This window comes from Aliivibrio wodanis (genome assembly GCF_052920805.1).
Window position 1 is genome coordinate 2,745,337 of sequence record NZ_JBREXA010000002.1, and the last position, 20,353, is coordinate 2,765,689.

General features: G+C 39.4%; 16 protein-coding genes. 14 read left to right on the forward strand and 2 right to left on the reverse strand.

The window, feature by feature from the left end:
- Positions 1-10 precede the first annotated feature (10 nt).
- The 13 genes from ACU5DF_RS20720 to tldD all read left to right on the forward strand — a co-directional run bounded on the left by ACU5DF_RS20720 (position 11) and on the right by tldD (position 16,813).
- Entirely contained in the window at positions 11-601 is a 591-nt protein-coding gene (locus ACU5DF_RS20720; protein ID WP_446714024.1) for a prepilin-type N-terminal cleavage/methylation domain-containing protein, read from the forward strand.
- Between the two features lie 3 nt (positions 602-604).
- Positions 605-1,198 carry a type IV pilus modification PilV family protein gene (locus tag ACU5DF_RS20725; protein WP_446714025.1) on the forward strand — a complete coding sequence of 198 codons (594 nt, stop codon included), beginning with the start codon at positions 605-607 and terminating at the stop codon, positions 1,196-1,198.
- A complete protein-coding gene (locus ACU5DF_RS20730) occupies positions 1,198-1,923 on the forward strand; it encodes a PulJ/GspJ family protein (RefSeq protein ID WP_446714026.1) in 726 nt (241 codons plus the stop codon). Before ACU5DF_RS20725 ends, ACU5DF_RS20730 begins: the two co-directional genes overlap by 1 nt.
- Complete coding sequence (locus ACU5DF_RS20735) at positions 1,913-2,350, forward strand: MSHA biogenesis protein MshP (protein WP_446714027.1); 438 nt, start codon at positions 1,913-1,915, stop codon at positions 2,348-2,350. The genes ACU5DF_RS20730 and ACU5DF_RS20735 overlap by 11 nt, the downstream gene beginning before the upstream one ends.
- On the forward strand, positions 2,351-5,908 hold the full coding sequence (locus tag ACU5DF_RS20740) for a DUF6701 domain-containing protein (protein ID WP_446714028.1): 3,558 nt from the start codon (positions 2,351-2,353) through the stop codon (positions 5,906-5,908).
- A gap of 122 nt (positions 5,909-6,030) precedes the next feature.
- Complete coding sequence (locus tag ACU5DF_RS20745; RefSeq protein WP_045102940.1) at positions 6,031-7,074, forward strand: rod shape-determining protein; 1,044 nt, start codon at positions 6,031-6,033, stop codon at positions 7,072-7,074.
- Positions 7,075-7,095: 21 nt separating this feature from the next.
- Positions 7,096-7,947 carry a rod shape-determining protein MreC gene (mreC, locus tag ACU5DF_RS20750; protein ID WP_045102939.1) on the forward strand — a complete coding sequence of 284 codons (852 nt, stop codon included), beginning with the start codon at positions 7,096-7,098 and terminating at the stop codon, positions 7,945-7,947.
- A complete protein-coding gene (gene mreD / locus ACU5DF_RS20755) occupies positions 7,937-8,428 on the forward strand; it encodes a rod shape-determining protein MreD (RefSeq protein ID WP_045102938.1) in 492 nt (163 codons plus the stop codon). Before mreC ends, mreD begins: the two co-directional genes overlap by 11 nt.
- Positions 8,429-8,437: 9 nt before the next feature.
- On the forward strand, positions 8,438-9,031 hold the full coding sequence (locus tag ACU5DF_RS20760) for a Maf family protein (RefSeq protein ID WP_045102937.1): 594 nt from the start codon (positions 8,438-8,440) through the stop codon (positions 9,029-9,031).
- Between the two features lie 19 nt (positions 9,032-9,050).
- Positions 9,051-10,520 carry a ribonuclease G gene (rng, locus tag ACU5DF_RS20765; protein WP_045102936.1) on the forward strand — a complete coding sequence of 490 codons (1,470 nt, stop codon included), beginning with the start codon at positions 9,051-9,053 and terminating at the stop codon, positions 10,518-10,520.
- A gap of 13 nt (positions 10,521-10,533) precedes the next feature.
- A complete protein-coding gene (locus ACU5DF_RS20770) occupies positions 10,534-14,403 on the forward strand; it encodes a YhdP family protein (RefSeq protein ID WP_446714029.1) in 3,870 nt (1,289 codons plus the stop codon).
- Positions 14,404-14,437: 34 nt separating this feature from the next.
- Positions 14,438-15,256, forward strand: coding sequence for a carbon-nitrogen hydrolase family protein (locus ACU5DF_RS20775; RefSeq protein WP_446714030.1), 819 nt, complete (start codon positions 14,438-14,440; stop codon positions 15,254-15,256).
- Positions 15,257-15,367: 111 nt separating this feature from the next.
- On the forward strand, positions 15,368-16,813 hold the full coding sequence (gene tldD / locus ACU5DF_RS20780; RefSeq protein ID WP_446714031.1) for a metalloprotease TldD: 1,446 nt from the start codon (positions 15,368-15,370) through the stop codon (positions 16,811-16,813).
- Between the two features lie 83 nt (positions 16,814-16,896).
- Here tldD and yjgA read toward each other — a convergent pair whose 3' ends face one another.
- A complete protein-coding gene (yjgA, locus tag ACU5DF_RS20785; RefSeq protein WP_446714032.1) occupies positions 16,897-17,427 on the reverse strand; it encodes a ribosome biogenesis factor YjgA in 531 nt (176 codons plus the stop codon).
- Between the two features lie 118 nt (positions 17,428-17,545).
- Here yjgA and pmbA point away from each other — a divergent pair, with 118 nt between their 5' ends.
- On the forward strand, positions 17,546-18,889 hold the full coding sequence (gene pmbA / locus ACU5DF_RS20790; RefSeq protein ID WP_045103361.1) for a metalloprotease PmbA: 1,344 nt from the start codon (positions 17,546-17,548) through the stop codon (positions 18,887-18,889).
- A gap of 102 nt (positions 18,890-18,991) precedes the next feature.
- Here the strand turns inward: pmbA and mgtE are convergent, their stop codons facing one another.
- On the reverse strand, positions 18,992-20,347 hold the full coding sequence (gene mgtE / locus ACU5DF_RS20795) for a magnesium transporter (RefSeq protein ID WP_045102931.1): 1,356 nt from the start codon (positions 20,345-20,347) through the stop codon (positions 18,992-18,994).
- Positions 20,348-20,353: the final 6 nt, after the last annotated feature.

Genomic DNA, 20,353 nt, shown 5'->3' on the forward strand with positions numbered 1-20,353 from the left:
GTAACGGATCATGATTTATCCTCGTGTAACATACTTAAACAATCCCCCAGTAAAAGCCAATGGATTTACGATAATAGAATTGATAGTCGTGATTATATTATTAGCGATTATTGCATTATATACGTCGAGTAAATACATGGGGGCAAGTCACTTTTCTTCTGCGGCTGCACAAGAGCAAGTTGTGTCCATTTTACGTCAAGTTCAAATCACTGCAATGCAAAGCAATACTTCAGATAGCAGTGCGTCTTGTCGCTCTATTTTGATGACTTCTGATCAGTTTGGGGTAACGGCATCCTGTCAAAGTAAAGGTATGGTTAGTGCGACACTTTTAGATTATTCCAAAGACACGAATCAACAGCAACTGGAACTTATTCAATTAAGTTATGCTTTTTCTTCAGCCAGTGCCGCGATTTCAGTTTCAGAATTATCTTTTGATTTATTAGGTCGACCTACTATGGTCGCTTCTCCTGTAGATACGAGATTGTGTACAACAACAGATTGCCGTATCACGATTACAACACCTTCAACGGGAGAGAATCGCTCTATTTGTATTAATAGTGAAGGCTTTATTTATCGTTCGACTCACAGTGTAGAGTGTTGATTTATGTATAAATTCAAATCACAGCAAGTTGGATTAACGTTAATTGAATCTATCGTTGGCATTGTTATTTTAGGCTTTGCACTCTCAGTTTTAGTTTCTGGTGTATTTGGTTCATCTTCTAAATCGCATCAAGCTACATATCAAGTTCAGGCTGCAACACTTGGGCATTCGATAATAACCGATATATTAAGTCGTCAATTTGATGAGCACAGTGATCCTAATGGCGGAGCATATCGTTGTGGTGAAGCGATAGCTCCTGAGTCTTGTACAGCAAGCAATGATCTAGGTAGAGATGGCAGTGTTGAGAAAAATACAATGAGTCGTTCAGCCATTTTTAATGACGTGGATGATTTTATTGGCTGTTGGGGGGAGTCAGCACATTGCTCATCTAATACCTTGACGAATTACCCTCTGAATAAGCTAATTGATGAGCAACGATCTTCTGGTTATAAAAATTTTACAGTTCAGATCCAGGTAACCTATTCTGATATAGATGGGAATAATCCAGCTTCTGTTCCTTATAAGAAAATTGAAGTGATATTGTACGCCAGTAATTATGCGACTTATGCCTTTCATGCATATAAAGGGAACTACTAATGAAGCGTTCTCATGGGTTTACCTTAATTGAATTAATTTTGACTATTGTAGTTGTAGGGATTGTGGCTTTAGCTGCGAGTAATACGTTACAGTTGGGTTTTCAAAGTTATAACGACAGTATTGATCGTCAAGATAATCAAATGCAGGCAAAGTTTGTAATCGAAAAACTGAGTAGAGAACTTCGTCATGCAGTACCAAATAGTGTTTCAATTACCTCATCCGGGCAATGTGTCACTTTTATTCCTCTAGAAACCAGTGCGTTTTATTTGTCTCTGCCTGTTTATGGAGAGACAGCGATAGATACGGTTATTTTATCGGAAGAGAGTATTGCTCTAGATAACTTAAGATTAGTGATTAATCCGAGTGTTCAAGGTGATTTATTGGTCGAGGAAAATCATAGATATGTATCGATTGATAGTTTATCTGTATCCGGTGGTGTATCGACAATCAATTTCTCAAGCAACAATGATCCTGCTTTTATTTCTTCCTCTATTTCTGAACGAGCCTTTCTGTATAAACCTAATGTAGTGTCTTATTGCATTCAGTCTCAAAGTATATTTCGCTCAGGCGTTCAAATAGCAGAACAACTTTCTAGTGGTAGCTTTATATTTGAAGGTGCTTCAATCAATCGTAATAGTATGATCACTATGACGTTGATTTTTGAAAATGATTTAGGTGAATTGACTCAATACCAACATGATGTACAGGTGCTGAATGTTCCATAATAAACGTAAACAAAAAGGCAATTTATTAATCATGTCCATTGTCGTTTTAGTGGCTGTAGGATATTTATCACTGAATTTATTGAATGTAGAAACGAATAATCATGATGCCGTCTCAAAAGAAGTTTTAGGAACACGGGCGTGGTTTCTTGCTCATTCTGGTGCTGAGTGGGGGTTGGTTCAATTATTTCCGTTAGGGAAGTCAAATGCAGAGACGACTATTTGTAATAGTAACCCCCATAGCCCTTTAAATATGATAACGGCGAACAGTGGTTGTAATAGTGCCCCTAGTGTTATTTGTGATGAAATTGAAGTTATCTATCATGGTGAAGCTATTCGCTATTTCCAAATCACAAGTACAGCAACCTGTGGTTCAGGAATTAACCAAGTAACACGAGTTCAAGAAGTATGGGCAAAGGAGGTTAATTAAATGAAATGGTATAGCGCTTTTTTTGTGTTGTTGTTCTCTGTGTTGATCTCGTCGCCAAGTATTGCAGACGATGATGATGAATTTTGTGGCGTGATTTCTAATCAAGCATTCACGGTCTCTTTTGAGATAGATGCACCAGAAAATGTACACTCAAGTATATCGTTATTGGGGGAAACTTTATATGTATCAACAACTGACAGGGGAAATATAAAACCTTTTTGGTCTATGGTTGATGATGGTGCTTTTATTAAAGTAGATGAACAAACCATTACTGATGACTTCGAAGTTGAGCTGTCTTACGAACCTGTTATTTTTGGTACTGGAAAAACGGGTGAAGTACTTTATAAGTATCGTTTTGATGACGATGACCCCTGGACAATTGTAACTACTCTTTTTGATGTTGATTTATCAGAATTTAATAATGAAAAAATAGCTTTTTTTGCTTTAGATGACGACTCGACTTTAGCTCCGCCTTATTCAGTCGAGGAAGTGAGCTGTAAGCAAAATAAACCATTACCACCACCTCAGCCTCCAAATAATGAGCAGTGCGATTACTTTCCTTCTAGTGCACAGTCATGGGAGGGAAATGCTAATAATGTACTTCTATCAGTGTTAGCACCTTCAAGTTACTCGCGTTTGTACAATACAACAGATAATAAAGTTGGGTTTAATAATCTGATTATTAGTGACTATAACGGGTCAGCATATACTCCAGATAATCAAAAAATATCCAGTCAATGTGATGGTATTGAGTGTGTTTTAGGTGGGGTGGCGGCAGCACCTTATCGGAAAGTGTTTAATGTGCCTTCAAACCTTCCATTATTTACTGATTATGTTCCTGTTTCAGGAGATAGAATTACTCAAAGCAGCTATTTTTCATCCACATATGGAGCGCCTTATTACGCTTTTACAGTGAATCAAGATGTGGTGGTAACCTTTAAAAGTGGAGAATATTGGCTTGATAGTTTGAATGTCATAATGCGTGGGGAAATTATCATTGATGGTGATGTTATTTTCCATATTAAAGATGAACTGAGTGTCGGTGGTAAAGTAACACAAACCGATAATAGCTCTTTGATGGTTTTTTCTTATAGTGATAAAGGCTGTCCAACACCTCAAAATTTTCCAGTAGGGCCACCTGATATCTATTGGGATGTAAATGACTATCAAAGAGTAGACATTGCTTCTAATGCTGTATTTGAGGGGCACATTTATGCTCAAGGGCCTGTACAGCTATCAAATGATGCTAAAGTTATTGGTGCGGTGACTGCTTGCCAGTTGAAAATGAATAATAACTCTGAAATTACCGGGGCAGTTTTAAAAAACTGTGATAGTAAAAAGGATATTCAATTAGTTATTACTCCTTCATCAGGAAGAGGGCTTGCGTGTGATGGAATAGAGATAAATTTTTCATTGCAAGATGACTCAGGGAACCTAGTTATGGGGGAAGGGCAGCAATTGAATGTTACTAGCCAGTCAGATACTCGTAAGCCTGAATATGCCTGTTGGAGTGAAAGTGGCTCCATATCGACAAATGAATGCAACAAGGAATCTTATTCCTCTTTTTCTGCTGAGTTTACTGCAAATCAACCAGCGGAAATCACTCGCTATATCCATAGTCGATTTTTGAGTGATTATAGGATTGAAGCCTCATTGGATTCGCCTAAATTAACGGTTCCTGCAGGCTTATACGAATTTATTGGTGAAAGTATTTCAATTTACCCAAAAGAGGGGGTAGATGGCGATGATTACCAGCAAGTAGCAGGGCGTGAATTTCCTTTTGAAATGCATATTAGGGGGAAGGAGAATGGTAATGTTTTAAAGTGCCATACAGTCAAAGACACTGAGACCAAGACTATAGATTTCAGTCAAGTGAACTTACCTGCAAGTTCAAGTGAGTTATTACAGATATGGAGTAAGGGTAAGTGGTATACCGCAGATCAAAATATTGAAATTGATTTTATTAAAGGTGTCGCTGGTGGAGATTCAAGTGCCCCATTAAAAGCGGTACTTCATGATGCCGGGATTGTGGATATAACGGCTAATTTAACATCACGTGAGACTCTTGGTAATGCACGATTTTATTTTCGTCCATTTACCATGGCAATATGTGATGGCACTACAGAACTACCATCAAATACAACAGAATTAAATGGAGATTATCTTGCATCGGGTAGCGATTTTAACGGAGTAATTAAAGCGGTTAACTGGGTTTCATCATTGGATTCAAATAATAATGGTATTCCTGATAGCCATAATGCCGAGCTTGTATGTAAAAGACCTTATACAGAAAGCTATTTAACACACAGCGGTTATGCTGCTAGTGCCAGTTTATCAGCTAGTGTGATTTACCCTGCTTCTGGAGACCTAGGTTTATTCAGTGCTGATAATGTTCCTTTCAACCATTATTACAAACATATAACGGCTTCAAACCAACATCAAACAACACTGTTTAATTGGAATGAAGTTGGAAGCTTACAACTAGGTTCTTTTCAAAATAATTACTTTAATCGTTCGGGGTTTAATATCCCACCGACATTAGCGCAAGTCGGCCGTTTTTATCCTTCCTATTTCAGAGTCACAAAAACTGAATGGACTTATCCTACAGAGCAAGGGTCGCAAGCTGGATCTTATATTTATATGGATCAAAATTTCACTGATGTTGATTTTGAAGTCACCGCTTACAGCGCTTTGGATTCAGAAACAACAAATTATGTTTTTTTTGATGATTCACTTAAAGCCTCTTTTTCTCTCGTTGATGAGGTTGGATATGCCGAGCGCTTAAATATTACCGATGTTGATCTCAATGCATCACATTGGAATAGTGGTGCGGTGTGGCATGTGAATAATTTAAATCATGCAGTGATATGGTCTAAAAAAGAAGTCACAGCTATCGCAAGTACTAGAACGACTGAAGCTGATGGTCCGTTTAATAAGGTTGGAAATTCTAATTCGATAATAACCGAATTAAGCTTAGAAATTCATGGAGAAGACCCTGTTACTTTTATTAAAGGTAGCTCAATAGCAGAGGCTGAATTATTAGCTCAACCAGATGTTCGTTATGGCCGAATGGTGTTAGATAGTGTTGGTTCTGCTGTGGGTCGTGATGTGTTAGTACCGTTGAAAGTTGAGTATTGGAATGGTAATACTTTTGTATTGAGCGATACCGATAATGCCAGTCAGTTTGATGGTTCTAAGTACTGTAAGAAGACAGTGTGGCCTGACCCTAATAAATCAAGCGAAACTCAACTGGAAGGAAAGGGAACTGTTAGTCAGGGACAAAACTTAACGACTCTTATTGCTAACAGTAATAACAGTGAACTGAGAGAACAAATACGTTTTTGGCTGAGATTAGCTTCAAATTCACCACAAACAAGTGAGTCTCATGTTAGTTGTGAATCTTCACCACCGCTCTTAGAACAGCAGCCTTGGCTGCAATACAACTGGCGAGGCTTAGGTGATGAAGACCCGTCGGCGATTGTTACCTTCGGTGTATATCGAGGTAACGATAGGATTATTTTCCGTGGTGAAAGTAACATTATTGGTACATCTAACTAAAATATGAATAAAAATCCTGATTTGCTTCAGGATTCTGTAGCAATGCCTTGCTGATTAGGCTAGGCATTGGTACATTTAGTCAAATTTATCTTATTCTCACGTTTTCAGGAAATACGAAGATTATGTTCAAGAAACTTCGTGGTATGTTTTCAAACGATCTTTCGATCGATCTAGGTACTGCCAATACACTTATTTATGTTAAGGGCCAGGGCATCGTCCTTGATGAGCCATCTGTTGTTGCTATTCGTCAAGATCGTGGAGGCTCAACTAAAAGTGTTGCTGCTGTTGGTCATGATGCAAAACAGATGTTAGGTCGTACTCCTGGTAACATTTCTGCTATTCGCCCAATGAAAGATGGCGTTATCGCTGACTTCTATGTAACTGAAAAAATGTTGCAGCACTTTATTAAACAAGTGCACGATAATAGCGTTTTACGCCCAAGCCCTCGCGTATTGGTATGTGTTCCTTGTGGTTCAACACAAGTTGAGCGCCGTGCTATCCGTGAATCGGCGCAAGGTGCTGGTGCGCGTGAAGTTTATTTAATTGATGAACCAATGGCGGCTGCTATCGGTGCAGGTCTTCCTGTATCAGAAGCGACTGGCTCTATGGTTATCGATATTGGTGGTGGTACAACTGAGGTTGCTGTCATCTCTTTAAATGGTGTTGTTTATTCCTCATCAGTTCGTATTGGTGGTGACCGTTTTGATGAAGCGATCATTAACTACGTACGTCGTAACTACGGCAGCTTAATTGGTGAAGCTACGGCAGAGCGTATTAAGCACGAAATCGGTTCAGCTTATCCTGGCGATGACGTATGCGAAATTGAAGTTCGTGGCCGTAACCTTGCAGAAGGTGTTCCTCGTAGCTTTACTCTTAACTCAAACGAAATCTTAGAAGCACTGCAAGAGCCTCTTTCAGGTATCGTATCAGCTGTAATGGTAGCACTAGAGCAGTGTCCACCAGAGCTAGCTTCTGATATTTCAGAGCATGGTATGGTACTGACTGGCGGCGGCGCATTACTTCGAGATTTAGATCGTCTTCTTACTGAAGAAACGGGTATCCCTGTTGTCGTTGCAGAAGAGCCGTTAACCTGTGTTGCTCGTGGTGGTGGTAAAGCTCTTGAGATGATAGATATGCATGGTGGCGATCTCTTCAGTGAAGAGTAATAAAAATAACGGGTGAAGGATATGATTCCAATTTTTAGTAGAGGTCCTTCTCTACAATTTCGCCTGTTTATTGCTGTAATGTTATCGGCTAGCCTTATGTTAGCCGATAGTCGTTTAAATGCATTTTCTGATATACGTTATCTACTAAATAGCTTTGTTGCTCCGATTCATTATGCTGCAAATCTTCCTCGAACTATGTTTGATGGTATGTATGAGCGGTTTAATAGTCGTAACTCACTCATGCTTGAAAATCAGAAATTAAAGCAAGAAATGCTGATTCAAAATAGCAATCTATTGTTAATGGAACAGCTTCAGCAAGAAAATAGCCGTTTACGTAATTTACTTGGTTCACCTTTTGTTCGTGATGAAAAGAAAATGGTGACAGAAGTAATGGCTGTAGACTCAGCTCCTTACACTCACCAGGTGATGATCGATAAGGGCCAAATTGATGGCGTTTATGAGGGGCAGCCAGTTATCAGCGATAAAGGAATTGTTGGCCAAATTAACTATGTTGGTGCCCACAATAGTCGTGTTCTATTATTGACTGACCCTAATAATGCCATACCAGTTCAAGTAGTTAGAAATGACATTCGTGTTATTGCATCAGGTAAAGGTCATTTAGACACTATGCAATTAGAGCATATCCCAACCAATACTGATATTGAGATTGGTGATTTACTGGTGAGTTCTGGTTTAGGTGGTCGTTATCCTGAAGGTTACCCTGTAGGTTATATCTCAAATATTGATAATGATAATAAACGCCCGTTTGCTTCAATTGATTTAGCAACTACGGTTGAATTTGATAAATTACGCTATTTATTATTAGTATGGCCAACAGAAGTACAAGTGAAGGAGAACCTTGATGGCGAGTAGTCACTTAATGCGCGGTAGGATCATTATTTGGCTCTCTTTTTTAATCGCGTTAACCTTACAAGCAGCCCCATGGCCAGGTACATTAGAAGTACTTAGGCCATCTTGGATTATTTTAGTTACCTTTTACTGGGTACTTGCTCTACCACATCGGGTAAATGTGGGAACGGCTATGTTATTGGGTGTCTTATGGGATCTACTATTAGGTACAACATTAGGCATTCGTGGCATGACGATGGCTATTTTAGTCTATTTGGTTGCAGCTAACTTTAAGGTATTGAGAAATCTAGCGTTGTGGCAACAAGCAGCTATTTTTTCTGGATTAACTTTATTAGGCAAAATATTAGAGTTTATGGGCGAATTTTTAGTTCATGATGTGTCTTTTAACGCACATTTCTTATGGGCTGGCGTGTTAAACTTTATTTTATGGCCTTGGTTATTCTTGTTGATGCGTAGAGTACGTCGTCATTGGTCGATTCGATAGGGAAAAAGAATGACAACTCAAGTTTTTTTAGCTTCAGGTTCGCCTCGAAGAAAAGAGTTATTAGCTCAGTTAGGCTATCAATTTGAGATTTTATCTGTCGATGTTGAAGAGGTGCATCAAGCGCATGAGACACCTCTTATATATGTCGAACGATTATCTAAAGATAAAGCACAAGCTGGGGTTAAATTCTTAGTTAATGAGCGAAAAATCGAACAAACGAAGAATATTTTTGTCCCTGTATTAGGGTCTGACACCATCGTCGTTATCGATGGTGTTATTTTAGAGAAACCAAAGAATTTTGAAGATGCCAAGAGAATGCTCTTGGCACTGTCTGGTCGTCAACATCAAGTAATGACTGCTGTCACTTTAGCTACACCTGAAACAACAAGAACCAAAACAGTAATTACACAGGTATGGTTTAGAGTGCTTTCCGAGCAAGAAATCGAACAATATTGGGAAAGTGGAGAGCCTTGCGATAAAGCAGGTTCATACGGTATTCAAGGTAGTGGTGGGCGATTTGTCTCGCGAATTGATGGCAGCTATCACGCTGTCATGGGACTGCCTTTGATGGAAACGGATCAGCTCTTACACCAATTTTTGTAAAAATTAGTGAGGTGCTCCAATGAGTACAGAGTTGTTAATAAACGTAACGCCGAGTGAAACTCGAGTTGCGATGATTGAAGCCGGTGTGCTTCAAGAGATCCATGTAGAAAGAGAAGCACGACGTGGTATTGTAGGTAATATATACAAAGGCCGAGTAAGCCGAGTATTGCCGGGGATGCAAGCTGCGTTTATTGATATAGGTTTGGATAAAGCCGCATTTCTGCACGCCTCAGACATTGTTCCTCATACGGAATGTGTTTCTGAGAATGAAAAACGCCAGTTTCAGGTGAGAGACATTTCTCAATTAGTACACCAAGGGCAAGATCTGGTGGTACAAGTTGTTAAAGATCCGCTTGGAACGAAAGGTGCTCGTCTTACTACTGACATAACCCTTCCTTCGCGCTATTTGGTATTTATGCCAGGGGCTAGTCATGTTGGTGTTTCTCAGCGCATTGAAAGTGAAAAAGAACGTAATCGTTTAAAAAATACGGTTTCTGATTATTGTGATGAGTTTGGCGGTTTTATTATTAGAACTGCAGCTGAAGGTGCAAGTGAAGCTGAAATTTCACAAGATGCAGCTTTCTTAAAGCGTCTATGGCACAAGGTTATAGAGCGTCGTAAAAAGAGCAAAACTAAATCTATGTTGTATGGGGAATTAGGTTTAGATCAACGTATCCTACGTGACTTTGTGGGAACAGAACTAGATTTAATCCGTGTTGACTCGAAGTTAGCTTTTGAAAAATTAAAGCAATTTACAACTGAATTTGTACCTGAATTAACTAAGAAACTTGAGTATTACTCGGGTGACAAACCTATCTTTGACATGTACGAAACTGAGAATGAAATTCAACGTGCACTTGATCGAAAAGTTGAACTTAAGTCTGGTGGATACCTGATCATAGATCAAACAGAAGCAATGACAACGGTTGATATTAATACTGGTGCGTTTGTTGGTCGTCGTAATTTAGAAGAGACCATTTTTAACACTAACGTTGAAGCGACACAAGCCATTGCTCGTCAACTGCGTCTACGTAACCTTGGTGGGATCATTATCATTGATTTCATTGATATGCTTAGTGAAGAGCATCGTCGACGTGTATTACAGTCGTTAGGGTCAGCATTAGAGAAAGATCGTGTAAAAACCAATATTAATGGATTCACACAACTTGGCTTGGTTGAAATGACTCGAAAACGCACTCGAGAAAGTATTGAGCATGTTTTGTGTGGTCAATGCCCTACATGTGAAGGCCGAGGTGCAGTGAAAACCGTTGAGAGTGTTTGCTATGAGGTTTTACGTGAAATAACACGAGTAAACCGAGCCTATGATTCAGATAAGTTTGTAGTTTATGCTTCGGTAGCAGTAGCGGATGCACTTGAAGGTGAAGAATCTCATGCTTTAGCTGAACTCGAACTATTTATTGGAAAACAGGTAAAAATTCAGGCTGAACCTCTGTATATTCAAGAGCAGTTTGATGTTGTAATGATGTAGAGAATAATAATACGTGACCACTAAGTTAATTCGTTTTGAACGTTGCTTTATGGGATTATTGCTGCTGGTATTTTTATTAGCAGCATTAGTCATAACAAGCTTACGTCTATTCCTCCCTTCCTTAAATCAGTACCAATCGGAAATTGAAGTTTTCCTTTCTCAGACTACAGGTCTTTCAATCTCTATTGGAGAACTTGATGGGCGTTGGCGAAATACTAATCCATCGTTAAATCTTAGAAAAGTATTAATTGCAGATCCTGCTTCGGGAGATGAAATTATTTCGGTTGGTGATGTTGAAATTCAATTGAATATACTTTCTTCCCTTTGGGCTAGACAACCTCAATTTGCAGATTTACGTATTGATAAGCTAAGTGCTGATTTAACATCATTAAATAAAGAAAGTGGTGATGCTTCTGGCGGTGAAGGGCAGAAAAAAGCAACCGCTGAAGATTCTTTAGCTGCGCGTTTGGAGGACCTATTTTTAGTTCGATTAAGCCATTTCTCTGTTAAAAACTCTCAGGTCACTTTATTCACTTTGGATGGTAAAGAAAAAACACTTCAAATAGACTCGTTGCAATGGAGAAATGAGCGACGAAAACATTTGGCTGAAGGTGTTGTTAGTGTTATTGGCAGTGAGATTAACCAGCTTAAAGTGATCGCTAACTTTAAAGAAAAGGGCACATTTAAAAGTTTAGATGGGCATTTTTATGTAGAAGCAAAAAATATTCAAGTGACACCTTGGATAACAGAGGAGCTTCAAAAAGAATACGGGATAACTCAAGGTGAAGTATCTGCCAATGCGTGGTTTTCTTTTAAAAACGGCCAACCAATCGATGCTCTAGTTGAGGCCTCACCTTCTTATCTTAATTGGATGGAAGATAAGGATATTCATCAAGTAAGTATTGAAGGAGGCGTTTTTGAACTGCAGCCAAAAGAGAAAGGTTGGCAAGTCTTGTCTTCTGGTATTCAAGTTAAGAACCAAGATGATTTATGGCCAGAGATTTCAGGCAGTTTTAATTGGCAGCCAGAAAAATGGACAGCAAACGTAACGCATATTGATTTATATAGTGTTTTGGGATTGAAAACACTATTACCAGATTCACAAGATAATATTACAGAGCTACTTACGACGCTAGATCCTAAAGGCAGTATTAATGATATTCGTGTTGAATTTGATCAGACTCGCGGTTTAACTTACTCCGCCTCTATTCATGCGGCAGGAATGGAACAATGGGAATTACTTCCTGGATTTCGAAAACTAGACATATTATTGGCAGGTGATGCAGAAAAAGGTAAAGCTACACTATCGCTAGTTAATGATACCCTTCCTTATGGTGATGTTTTTCAAGCCCCATTAAATATTACACAAGGTGATGTCACTGCATATTGGGAAGTCAATGATAAAGGATGGCGATTATGGTCTGATTATATCAATGTATCGACTCCTGATTTACAAGTTAAGGGAGAATTTCGTCTTGATTTTCCAGTAGAAGAACCAGCCGTACTCTCTTTTTATGGAGAAGCCGACGCGTTTAATGCTGATCAAACATGGCGTTATTTACCAGCATTAGCTTTAGGGCAAGACTTAACTGACTATTTATCGGCAGCGGTTCAAGGCGGTAGCGCTAAAACTGTGCAACTGCTTTGGTATGGTGAAGTCGCAGATTTTCCCTACACCAAATACGATGGGATCTTCCAAGTTAAAGTTGGATTAAAAGACGCTCAGTTTTCGTTTGATACAGCTTGGCCTCCATTAACGAATTTACAGTTAGATTTGTTATTTCAAAATGCATCAATGTTTTTGAGTTCACACTCAGCAGAGTTGATGGATGTGCATGCAACACGTGTTACTGGACGAATTGCCAACTTAGCAGAAGATGGAAAGTTAACCATTAGAGCGGTTGCTAATGGTTCAGGTAAAGCGGTACGTGAATACATGACAGCAACGCCGTTGGTTGATTCTGTTGGAGCAGCTTTAAATAGCATACAAGTTAATAATCGTATTGATGCATTATTGCGTTTAGATATTCCATTTAATGGGAGTGAAGTCAGAGCTTGGGGTTATGCTGATTTAGCAAATAACCACATTGAATTGCAATCACCTAATATAGTGTTAACAAATGCTAAAGGACGTATTGAATTTGATAATGATGTCGTTAAATCTTCTGGAATAAAAGCCTCGTTACTAGGTCAGCGAGTGTCACTCTCTTTTCGTGGTGAAGCACAGTCTGATTTTTATGCTGTTGATATTGATACAAAGGGAAAATGGACAGCTTCTTTGTTAGAAAAATACATAGATTCACCAATGATGGAAAAAGTCAGTGGGGGGGCTGAATGGAATTCAACAATTAATTTGCAGGTTGCAGATGTTGGTGTGACTTACCAGGTGGGCTTAGATGCTTCACTTGATGAGTTAAGCACAACATTACCTTATCCTCTGGCTTTGAATAAAGGTCAAAAGCAAAAAGCACAACTACAAGTTTCTGGTAACTCAGAAAGACTCTCTGGTCGCTTAACTTTGCCTGATATGAAATATCAAGCTGAGATTAATATTACACAAATGCCACCAGTGATTACTGCGAGTCATGTTATTGTCGGTCGTGGTAATTTTAAAGTCAGCCCAATTGTAGGGCAATCGGCATCAATTAATACTCAATCATTAAATGCTGATGAATGGTTATCTGAACCTATTTTAAGTAAAAAAGCAGAGAAAATAACCTCAAAGTCATCACCTAGTCATTTTCCTATTATTCCGCTGCCAACCCATATTGATGTGAGTGTAACCTCATTACATCTAGCCAATTTGGATTGGAATGATGTTAAAACAGATATTCGAAAAAAATCTCAAGGTTGGTATGCTCAAATTAAAAGCCAAGAAGTTGATGGGAAAGCGAGCTGGAAGAATAGTGATGATTTATTAGTACAGTTAGATAATCTTCATCTTTATATCCCAAGTTTGGATAAGCCAGAAAATCAAAAGCGTTTAAATCAAGCTAAAAGCGATGATCCTATAGTGTCTAATTTTGATCGCGAGTTTTTTCACTTAATGCCAAACTTAGAATTAACGATTAATGATGCTTGGATTCAGGGTTATAGGTTAGGTAGTGTAAATTCTAAGCTAAAAAAATCTAAGAATGTTTTCTATCTAGATAAATTAAATATTATTAGTGGTGATAATAAACTGGCAATGTCAGGTAACTGGTCGTTAAACAACGACAAAAGCCGTTCTGAGTTTAAAATGACAGCCTCTGGAGAGAATAACTCAGAGTTATTAGCTCGCTTTGGTATCAGTTCTGGGATTCAAAAAGCCAGTTACAGCATGGATGCGGATCTTCATTGGGAAGGAGCTCCTTGGAGCATCCAAATTAATACGCTTTCTGGTGATCTCTCTTCTACTCTTGGTGAGGGAGTTATTACCGATGTAAAAGGTGCGGCGCGTTTTCTTGGTTTATTCAGTATTGATTCGATTATCCGTAAGATGAAATTGGATTTTAGAGATGTGTTTGATGATGGGATGGCATTTAACTCAATCACTGGTAGCGGAAAAATGCGTGGAGGTGTTTTTGTTAGTAATAACTTAATCATGGATGCAGTTGCTGGTGAGATGAAGATTAAAGGAAAGGCAGATCTGAATACTCGCTTAGTGGATGCTGAAGTGAACTTTACGCCAGATCTCACCTCTGGTATTCCTATTATTACAGCGTTTGCTGTCGCTCCTCAAACGGCAATTATTGTACTAGCTGTTGCTACGGCAATCTCTCCTGTTATTGATGTGATAACACAGGTTAACTATAAAGTTGAGGGCGAGTTAGAGTCTCCAACAGTGAAAGAGTTATCACGCAGTCAAGGTGAATATAAGCTACCTGAGAAAACAAGAAAGTAAAGTGTGAGGCACATAGCCTAATAAGGATATATTGATGAGCAAAGTAGGTGTGGTTCAAATGAATTCGGGGGCTTCCCCTGAAGAGAATATGAAGCAACTGAATCTCAAATTAAAGGGATTACAGCTACAAGGGGCAAAACTGGCTTTAACTCCAGAGAACAGTATTGTTTTTGGTCAAAAAGAAGATTATGAACGTTATGCTGAATTACTAGGCCAAGGGCCGCTTCAGCAAGAGCTATCAGATCTCGCAGTTAGGTATCAACTGTGGCTTATTGTAGGTTCTTTCCCCATAAAAAAACCTGATGGTAAATTATCAACGACATGCTTGGTATTTAATAGTGAAGGCCAGTTAGTAGATCATTATCATAAGCTACATATGTTTGATGTTGAAGTAGAAGACGGTCATCACTCTTATAAAGAATCTGATACTTTTACGCCAGGGAATGAGATTAAAGTAGTTAATACGCCTTTTGGGAAAATCGGTTTATCTATTTGTTATGATGTGCGATTTCCACAACTCTACAGTAAACTTCGACAACAAGGAGCTGAAATTATTGTAGTACCTGCGGCATTCACTAAGGTAACTGGATACGCTCATTGGGATATTTTACTGCGTTCTAGAGCAATAGAAACTCAATGCTGGGTATTAGCGGCAGGGCAGTGGGGAAATCATGGTGCAGGTCGTGAGACTTGGGGGCATTCAATGATTATTGATCCATGGGGCAATAAAGTAACGATGCAGCAAGAAGGAACAGGAGTTTTAGTTACTGAGCTTGATCTTTCACTACAAGCTGCGATTCGTAAAAAAATGCCAGTTTCACAACATGCTAGATTAAACAGCCATCTTAAATAATTGGTATAGCTATCGCTTTATTTAAGAAAAGAGTGGGTTTCACTATAAAAGCCGCTCTTTTTTATTCATAATTAGATCCTAGATCTTAAATTCTTAACAAGAGTACCTCGAATGAGTTTGCAAGAAGTAGAACAATCCTTATTGAGTCAAGCAGGGATCGGTCAGCAGGAACTGTCTCAGACTTTAAGCACCATTGCCAAAAGAGATGTAGACTATGCTGATATTTACTTTCAATCTTGTTGGCATGAGTCGCTAGTTCTTGAAGATAGCATCATTAAAGATGGCTCTTTTAATATCGATCGCGGTGTTGGTATTCGTGCCGTAGCAGGTGAAAAAACGGGTTTTGCTTATTCCGATCAAATTAATCTTGATGCATTAACTCAAAGCGCAAAAGCGGCTCGCGGTATTGTTCAGCAAGGTGGTGAAGGAAGAGTTAAGGCGTTTACAACTCAAACGGCACCTCAGTTTTACGCGCCAATTAACCCACTTAATAGTTTAGATAAGAAACAAAAAATAGCATTGCTTGAAGAAGTTGATGCTTACATCCGAGCAAAAGAACCTTTAGTTCAAGAAGTATCAGCAAGCATTAGTGGTGTATACGAGCAAATGCTTGTTGCAGCATTGGATGGTACTTATGCTGCAGATATACGCCCATTAGTGCGCCTATCTATCAGTGTGTTAGTTCAGCGTGGTGATAAGCGTGAACGAGGCAGTGCTGGTGGTGGCGGTCGCTATGGTTACGATTATTTTTTAACAGAAGTGGATGGAAAGTCTATAGCGCTTGAATTTGCTGATGAAGCAATCCGTCAAGCTCTTGTTAATTTAGATGCAGATGCAGCCCCAGCAGGAATGATGCCTGTGGTTCTTGGTTCTGGTTGGCCTGGTGTTCTACTACATGAAGCAGTAGGTCATGGTTTAGAAGGCGATTTTAACCGTAAAGGCTCTTCAGTATTTTCTGGGAAAATTGGGGAACAAGTCACTTCTTCAGTATGTACCATTGTTGATGATGGCACTATGGCTGATCGCCGTGGTTCATTAAATGTTGATGATGAAGGTGTTGCTGGCCAATATAATACATTAATTGAAAATGGTGTATTAAAAGGCTACATGCAAGATAAGTTAAATGCACGTTTAATGGGGGTTGCTCCGACGGGGAATGGTCGTAGAGAATCTTATGCTCATCTGCCAATGCCTCGTATGACGAATACTTATATGTTGCCTGGCGAACATACACCAGAAGAGATTATCTCAACAGTTAAAAAAGGTATTTACGCACCAAATTTTGGTGGTGGCCAGGTTGATATTACCTCTGGAAAGTTTGTGTTTTCTGCATCAGAAGCATACTTAATTGAAGATGGTAAAATTACTCGCCCAGTAAAAGGCGCGACTTTGATTGGTTCTGGTATGGAAGCGATGCAGCAGATCTCAATGGTTGGTAATGATTTATCACTGGATCGCGGTGTTGGTGTATGTGGTAAAGCAGGACAAAGTGTTCCTGTTGGTGTTGGACAACCGACACTAAAATTAGATGCGTTAACCGTTGGTGGTACTGAGTAGTCTTTCGTTAAAATGAACATATAAAAAGGGCCAAGTATTGGGTAATACTTGGCCCTTTTTTAATCTTTAAATAAAAAGAAAGTTTATAGGTCTTCGTCTAAGTATAGTTCTTTTAATACTTGGAAGATTTCACGATAAGCCTTTGGCGGCTTTTTCGATGCTTTTTCTTTATTTGCTTGGCGAGCCAGTTGGCGGAAACGTTGACGATCCGCTTCTGGATATTTCACCATTACTTCTTCAATCACAGCGTCAGGTGTTTCAATCATACGGTCACGTAGGACTTCTAGCTTCTGAAGTGCAATTGTTGCTTGTGAATGCTTGTTGCGAACTTTATCTAGAGCTAATTGGATTGGCTCAGGATCTTCATTACGCATTAGCTTGCCAATGTATTGCAACTGACGACGTTTCGCTTCATTTTTAAAACGTTGTGCATCATTGATTGCATCTCTCAGAAGATCTGAGAATGGGAACTTAGCAAGAACAGCTGGCTTTAAACCAATTAGTTCTTCACCTAGTTTTTGTAAGTCTTCCATGTCATTTTTCATCTCGGTTCTACTTACCCAGATGATCTCTTCTTCTTCTTCCCAAGGAGCTTTTTGATTTTTACGTGCCATGATCTTCATTCTTTAATGGGTGATTCTCTCTATTTTAGCAAGATAAATGGATAATTGGGCGCAAATTTATCACATAGAGTGTTATTCTAGTAAAAATGTATATATTCAATCAGATGTTATGGATGCAAAAGCCCAAATGATGAATCAAAAAATAGAACTTGAAGCAGCAGTAGCCAAAGCGTTAGAAATGGCGACACAACACGCGAGTGCGGCAGAAGTTGCGATAACAAAAACTACTGGCATTAGTGTATCAACCTTAATGGGAGAGGTTGAAAACGTTGAATTTAATCGTGATGGTGCCTTAGGCATTACCGTTTATCGTGGCCATCGTAAAGGCAGTGCATCTACCTCTGATTTGAGTGATAAAGCAATTGAACAAACGGTAGCTGCGGCATTAGATATTGCGAATTATACATCTGAAGACCCATTTTCTGGGCCAGCGCCAAAAGAATTAATGGCGAAAAATATTCCTGATTTAGATTTATTTCACCCTGATGATCCCGAGCCTGACTATGCGGCGCAAAAGGCGATTGAAGCTGAACAAGCGGCATTAGAGTACCATTCTTCGATTAAACAGAGTGATGGTGCAAGTTACGACAGTCATTACGGCATTAAGGTTTACGGCAACAGTCATGGCATGCTAGCAAGCTATCCATCAAGTCGTCACAGTATTAGTTGCAGTGTTATTGGTGTCGATAAAAATGGTGATATGGAGCGTGATTACAGTTATACCGTTGCGCGTCATCGTGATGATTTGTGGGATGCCAAAAAGGTTGGATTAGAAGCAGCTGAACGTACAGTGAGCCGTTTAGATGCTAAAAAGCTAGAGACGATGAAAGTACCAGTGATGTTTTCAGCAGATGTTGCGACTGGTTTGTTAGGGCATTTGGTAATGGCGATTAGTGGTGCAAACTTATATCGAAAATCAACCTTCATGCTAGATAAGCTAAACGAAAAAATTCTGCCTGAATGGTTTAATGTTAGTGAGCGCCCGCACATTTTAAAAGGCTTAGCAAGTAGCCCATTTGATAGTGAAGGCCTATACACTCAAGATCGTGAAATCATAACTGATGGTGTCTTGGCTACGTATTTATTAACTAGCTATGCTGCTCGTAAATTAAATATGACCCCGACAGGGCATGCGGGTGGTATTCATAACTGGTTTGTTAAATCAACGGGCCAAAGTTTTGACCAAATGCTAAAAACTATGGGTACAGGTCTCCTTGTTACTGAGCTTATGGGTCAAGGTGTAAATACAGTAACTGGTGATTATTCTCGCGGTGCCGCTGGTTTCTGGGTTGAGAATGGTGAAATTCAATATCCAGTTTCAGAGGTTACTATTGCAAGCAATTTGACTGAGATGTATCAAAATATTATTGCAGTGGGTAATGATGTTGAAACTCGTTCACAAATTCAAACTGGTTCTATCTTAATTGAATCAATGAAGATTGCTGGTCAGTAATATAATAGATAAATAAAAGCGCGCAGTCATTTAACGAAAGCGCGCTTTTTTGATTTTTAGTGCCAAATCAAATAAGTTATACCAATTCTAGTAATTATCTAATTACATGAGAATAGTTGCTAGGCCAAGAAAAGCAGATAAACCAATAATATCTGTAATGGTTGTTAATGCCATTCCTCCCGCTAATGCAGGGTCGATATTCATTTTCTTTAGGAGAACAGGAATGGTAACACCCGCAATACCAGCAACCGTTAAGTTAACCAGCATTGCTACGGAAATAATAGCACCAAGCATAATATCTCCTTTCCAAACCATGACGATACCACCAATGATCGATGCCCATAAAATACCATTGAGCAGGCCGATCCCAGCCTCTTTAATTAGTAACTCTTTTTGGTTACTGTCACCAATATGACCTACCGCTAAACCTCGAATGACAAGTGCGACGGTTTGATTACCAGCAACACCACCCATAGAAGGGACAATGGTCATTAGTACAGCGATGGATGCCATTTGTGCTAAGGTTGCTTCAAACATATTTGAAACTGACGCTGCAGCTAATGCAGCAAGTACATTCATACCTAACCAAACACTACGACGACGAGCAGATTTTACAACTGGAGCAAAGGTATCTTCTTCGTCATCCATACCTGCCATACTCATCATTGAGTGCTCTGCATCTTCACGAATTACATCGACTACATCATCAATGGTAATACGACCAAGTAATAAGTGGTTTTCATCAACAACAGGTGCTGAAACCCAATTACGACGCTCAAATAGATTAGCTACTTCACCGTCGTCGGTATTGACTGGAATTGCTTCATCCGCATCATCCATTACTTCACTTACTAAAGTGTCGGGTTGGGTTGTTATGATTGTTGCTAGAGATAAATGCCCAATTAAACGGCTTTCTTCATCAAGTACATAGAGTGCATCGGTTGACTCTGGTAAATCACCTTTCATACGCAAGTAACGTAGAACAACATCGATTTCAACATCTGCTCGGATAGTGATGAAATCGGTATTCATCATACCGCCAGCGGTGTCTTCAGGGTAGGAGAGTGCGGTTTCAACACGGAACCGGTCAACCGTGTCCATCTGGCTTAATACTTCACGAGAAATGTCGTCAGGCAAGCTACGAAGGACATATGCGACATCATCTATCTCCATGCCTTCGGTTGCTTCAACAATGCTTTCTGGAGCCATTTGAGAGACGATACCGTCTTTTACGTCTTCCGACAGTTCGTCAAGAATTTCACCGTAATCTTCGGGGTCGGTCAGTTGCCATAATACATGACGACTTTTTCTGGGTGAGGCTTCTAATAGATGGGCAATATCTTCGGGTTCCATGTCTTGTAGTAAACGACGAACATGGACAAACATCCCACTATCAAGGGCATTAGATACTTCTTGAAGAGTTTGATGGGTTTGATCGAAATCTTGTAGCTCTTGCATACTCTC